The 3,616-nt window shown below is 75.2% G+C and carries 5 protein-coding genes; all 5 read right to left on the bottom strand.

The window, feature by feature from the left end:
* Nucleotides 1-590 (bottom strand): dihydrofolate reductase family protein (locus tag VR44_RS12235; protein ID WP_045947480.1); only part of this gene is annotated, 590 nt, incomplete at its 3' end.
* Nucleotides 591-651: 61 nt separating this feature from the next.
* Nucleotides 652-2,028, bottom strand: coding sequence for an MFS transporter (locus VR44_RS12230; RefSeq protein ID WP_094191577.1), 1,377 nt, complete (start codon nucleotides 2,026-2,028; stop codon nucleotides 652-654).
* The gene (locus VR44_RS12225; protein ID WP_045947479.1) at nucleotides 2,025-2,684 is read right to left on the bottom strand and encodes an ArsR/SmtB family transcription factor; all 660 of its coding nucleotides are present in this window, start codon (nucleotides 2,682-2,684) and stop codon (nucleotides 2,025-2,027) included. The genes VR44_RS12230 and VR44_RS12225 overlap by 4 nt, the downstream gene beginning before the upstream one ends.
* A gap of 106 nt (nucleotides 2,685-2,790) precedes the next feature.
* On the bottom strand, nucleotides 2,791-2,973 hold the full coding sequence (locus VR44_RS12220; protein ID WP_045947478.1) for an antitoxin: 183 nt from the start codon (nucleotides 2,971-2,973) through the stop codon (nucleotides 2,791-2,793).
* A gap of 117 nt (nucleotides 2,974-3,090) precedes the next feature.
* On the bottom strand, nucleotides 3,091-3,366 hold the full coding sequence (locus VR44_RS12215) for an isoamylase early set domain-containing protein (RefSeq protein WP_045947477.1): 276 nt from the start codon (nucleotides 3,364-3,366) through the stop codon (nucleotides 3,091-3,093).
* Between the last annotated feature and the right edge of the window lie 250 nt (nucleotides 3,367-3,616).

Below are 3,616 nucleotides of genomic sequence, written 5' to 3'. Positions count from 1 at the left end.
GTGTATAAGAGACAGCCGTACCGCAGGTACACCGTTCCCTTCGAACTCGCCGCCGGGGGCTGCAGGAGCGTGAGGTTCGCGGGTACCTCGCCGCCGTCGAACACCTTCTTCCCGACACCGAGCACGATCGGGTGCAGCCAGAGGTCCAGCCGGTCGAAGAGCCTCTCGCGCAGGAGGGTCTGCAGGAGGTTCAGGCTCCCCACCACCTTCACGTTCTCGTGGCGGTCACGGACCTCGCGCACCGCGTCCGCGAGGTCCGGGCCGAGCAGGGTGGATCCGGCCCAGGAGAGGTCGGGCCTGCCGCGGGAGGCCACGTACTTCGGGACGGCGTTGAAGAGCGTGGCGATGTCGCCGTCCTGGCCGCCCTTCTGGTGCGGCCAGTAGGCGGCGAAGATGTCGTAGGTCCGCCGGCCGAGCAGGAGGGCGTCCGTCCCCTCGTACGCGGCCGCCACCTGCGCCCCCACGGCCTCGTCGATCAGGGGCGCCTGCCAGCCGCCGAACGGGAACCCCACCGGGTCCTCGTCGGGGCCGCCGGGCGCCTGCCCGACCAGGTCGAGGGTGGCGAACATCTCGATGTGGATGAGGCCCATGGCTTCCTCCTGGTGCGTCGGTCGTCTCCGTCAAGGGATAGACCGGCGGCCGCCCCCGAACTCATCGCCGCGCCGCGACCCGGTCCCCGGGTGTCTTCGGCTCTTCGCCCGGCGCCTCGCCCGGCTCCCCGGAGGGTGCCACCCGGGCGGCGGGCCCGGGCCGTTGCCCGCGGCGGGCCCACAGGAGGGCTCCGGCCAGGAGTGCGGCACCCGCCGGCAGCCAGGGCAGCGGCCCGGGCGGCAGGGCTCCGGCGAGCAGACCGGACAGCGCTCCGGCCAGTTGCGTCGCGAGGGACTGCACGGACAGCGCCGTGGCCCGGACCGCGTCGGGGACGCGGTGGTGCAGGACGTCGTTCTCGTTCGGGCCCGCCGCCCCGAGCCCCAGGTAGACCAGGCCGTAGCCGGTGGCCGCGAGGACGGTGGCGGCCGCCCCCGTCGCCGCCGAGGTGGCACCGAGGAGGAACACGCCGCCCGCTCCGGCCCCGAGGGCGAGCAGGACGGCGCGTTCGCCGCTGCCCGTGAGGCGGGCGGCCAGGGGTGCGAGGTGGCTGCCGAGGGCGGAGCAGAGGAATCCGGCGCAGGCGAGTGCGGCGAAGAGCACCGCCCCCGACTCCGCCGCGCCGGTGAGGGCGGCGGCCCGGCGCGGGGTGAGCAGTTCGACCGCGGCCACGGCCCCGCCGGCGGCACCCGCGCTGAGGAGCACCCGGCGGACCAGCGCGTCACGGCTCCCGAGGCGCAGGCCGCCCGCGACGGCGGCCGGGACGCCCCGCCGGACGTGGCGCACGGTGGCGGCCGGGCGGGGCGGTTCGGGCAGGGAGGTCAGCACGTACAGCACGAAGGCCACCTCGACCGCCGCACCCAGCAGCAGCGGGAGGGAAAGGGGCGGCACCAGACCGGAGGTGGCTTCGCCCAGCCGTGCCCCGGGGCCGGGGCCGAGTCCGAGCAGCCAGGGGAGGGCGCCGCCCAGCAGCGTCCCGGCGGCGAGGGCGGCGGAGATCGCGGAGGAGCCGCGGGCCAGGCCGGTACGCAGGTCGGCGCCGGAGCCGGAGTGGGCGCGGACGGTGTCCACGTACCAGGCTTCGGCCGGGCCGCTGGACAGGGCGCGGCCGGTGCCCAGCAGCGCCATCCCCACCGCGAGCGGCCAGGCGGTGGTGCCCAGCGCCACGAGGGTCAGGCCGGCCAGGTCCAGCAGGCCCGCGGCGGCCAGCACGGCCCGGCGCCCCAGGACGTCGGAGAGGCCTCCGGTGGGCAGTTCCAGGGCCGCGGCGGTGAGCGAGTGCACGGCGAAGAGGCCCGCGATGGCCGCCAGGGACATGCCTCGTTCGGTGAACAGCAGGATCAGCGGGGCGACGGCCAGGCCCAGCGGCAGCCAGAAGAGCGCGCAGAGCGTGGCGTAGCGCCGTCGGGCGGCGGCCGGGTCCAGCGGGGACCTGGTCACGAGCCGCTCCCCGCGCCGGTCCGGGAGGTGCCGGGCTCCGCGTCGGCGCCGGGTTCCGCGTCCGCTGCGGGGGTGTGGGGTGCGAGGGGCAGGCCCGCGGTGAGGAGCACGACCTGCGCGGCGCGCGGGTCCGTCGCGTCACGGGCGGTCAGTTCCCCGAGCTTGCTCTGGAACGCGTCCCAGAGCTCGGTGAGCGACTCGGGCGTCAGGCGGGGCAGTTGGTCGCTGATCCCGGCCGCCCCGGCCCACTCCTCCCCCAGGCGTCCGGCGGCGACATCGGCCTCGTGCCGGGCGAGGGAGGTCTCCAGGTGCTCGATCTGGACCCGGCGCGACAGCCCCACGTAGGCCCGGCTGTCCGGGGTGGCCGCCATGGCCCCGCCGCTCCAGGAGGTGGCCGCGTGCGCCGCCCGCCACCGGCGCTCCCGTCCGTCACGGTGCTCCGCCTCGGCGACGAAGGCGTACTTCGCCAGCACGCGCAGGTGGTAGCTGGTGGAGGCGGACGACTCGCCCGTCCTGACGGCGAGTTCGCTGGCGGTGGCCGGGCCGTCCTGCCGGAGCAGACCGAGGAGTCTGATGCGCAGGGGGTGGGTGAGTGCCTTCAGGGCTGCGGCGTCGCGCTCGGGATCGAGGACGCGCCTGTCTTCTTCGCTTGCCATGACGGCAGGCTAGGCAGCCCTGAAGGTTTTCCAAAAGTATTTTTGCAGAATTTCTTTGGGAGTTGGGCCGGCCGGCCATACGACGGGCTGCCGACGGGGAGTCAGGTCAAGGCTGCTGCGGCCGGTCGCGGTCGATGAACTCGTTGGCCTTCTCCTGGGCCATGTCGACCTTGTCGCTGTACTTGCCGCCCGTGCGCTCGTCGACCATGTCGCCGCCGCGCTCCACGGCCTGCTTGGCCTGGTCCGGGTTCTTGCCGAGCATTTCCTTGAGCTTGTCGACGATCGACATCGTGTCCTCCTTCGGACGCGGGCGCGGACGCGGGCGCGGGCGCCCTCTCCAAGGGTCCCCCTCCTTCCGGCGGCCCGCATCCGCGTCCCGTCCCGGACGCGGCGGCACCCGCCCCCGTCAGGTGTGGATGCGGCTGTTGGCGCCGTCGTGCCCGTCGGCCTGCTCGTCGTCGAACCAGTAGTCCCCCGCCGCCAGGTACCGGAACGAGTGTCCGCTGTGGGCGGGCAGGACGACGGTGACCGCGCGGGTCCCGTCGCCACGGGCCCGGAGCGGGTGCGCGGCCGGGTTCCAGTGGTTGAAATCCCCCACCACGCTGACGGGGCCGTCCGGGGCACCCTCCGGGAGGACGAAGGTGACCCGTGTACGGCCCTTGAGCGGTGTGCGTTCGAGCATCGGGGGCTCCCGGTGGCGGAGTCGGCTGGGGCCCGAGCACCCTCGCACGACGCTTCGCCGAAGGACCCCGCACACGCCGCCGCCCTCGGCCGGGCTCACCCGTCCCGACCATCGCGCCCCACGCGCTACGCGCCGGCGGGCGCCGTGGTGAGGCGGACGCATTCGGCGACCACGGCGCGCAGGTCCCCGGTGGTGCGCAGGAGCCCGCGCTGGAGGCGGGCGCCGTTGCCGCGTTCGAGGAGGCGGGCGA

The organism is Streptomyces katrae (genome assembly GCF_000966975.1).
Lineage (GTDB): Bacteria > Actinomycetota > Actinomycetes > Streptomycetales > Streptomycetaceae > Streptomyces > Streptomyces katrae.
The sequence above is the reverse complement of the archived record's forward strand: the minus strand, read 5'-3'. Positions and strand labels throughout refer to the sequence as shown.

What these genes read in the sequence shown, in the direction of transcription:
- VR44_RS12225 (WP_045947479.1), bottom strand. Translation starts at nt 2,684, where the DNA reads ATGGCAAGCGAAGAAGACAGGCGCGTCCTCGATCCCGAGCGCGACGCC.
- VR44_RS12220 (WP_045947478.1), bottom strand. Translation starts at nt 2,973, where the DNA reads ATGTCGATCGTCGACAAGCTCAAGGAAATGCTCGGCAAGAACCCGGAC.
- VR44_RS12215 (WP_045947477.1), bottom strand. Translation starts at nt 3,366, where the DNA reads ATGCTCGAACGCACACCGCTCAAGGGCCGTACACGGGTCACCTTCGTC.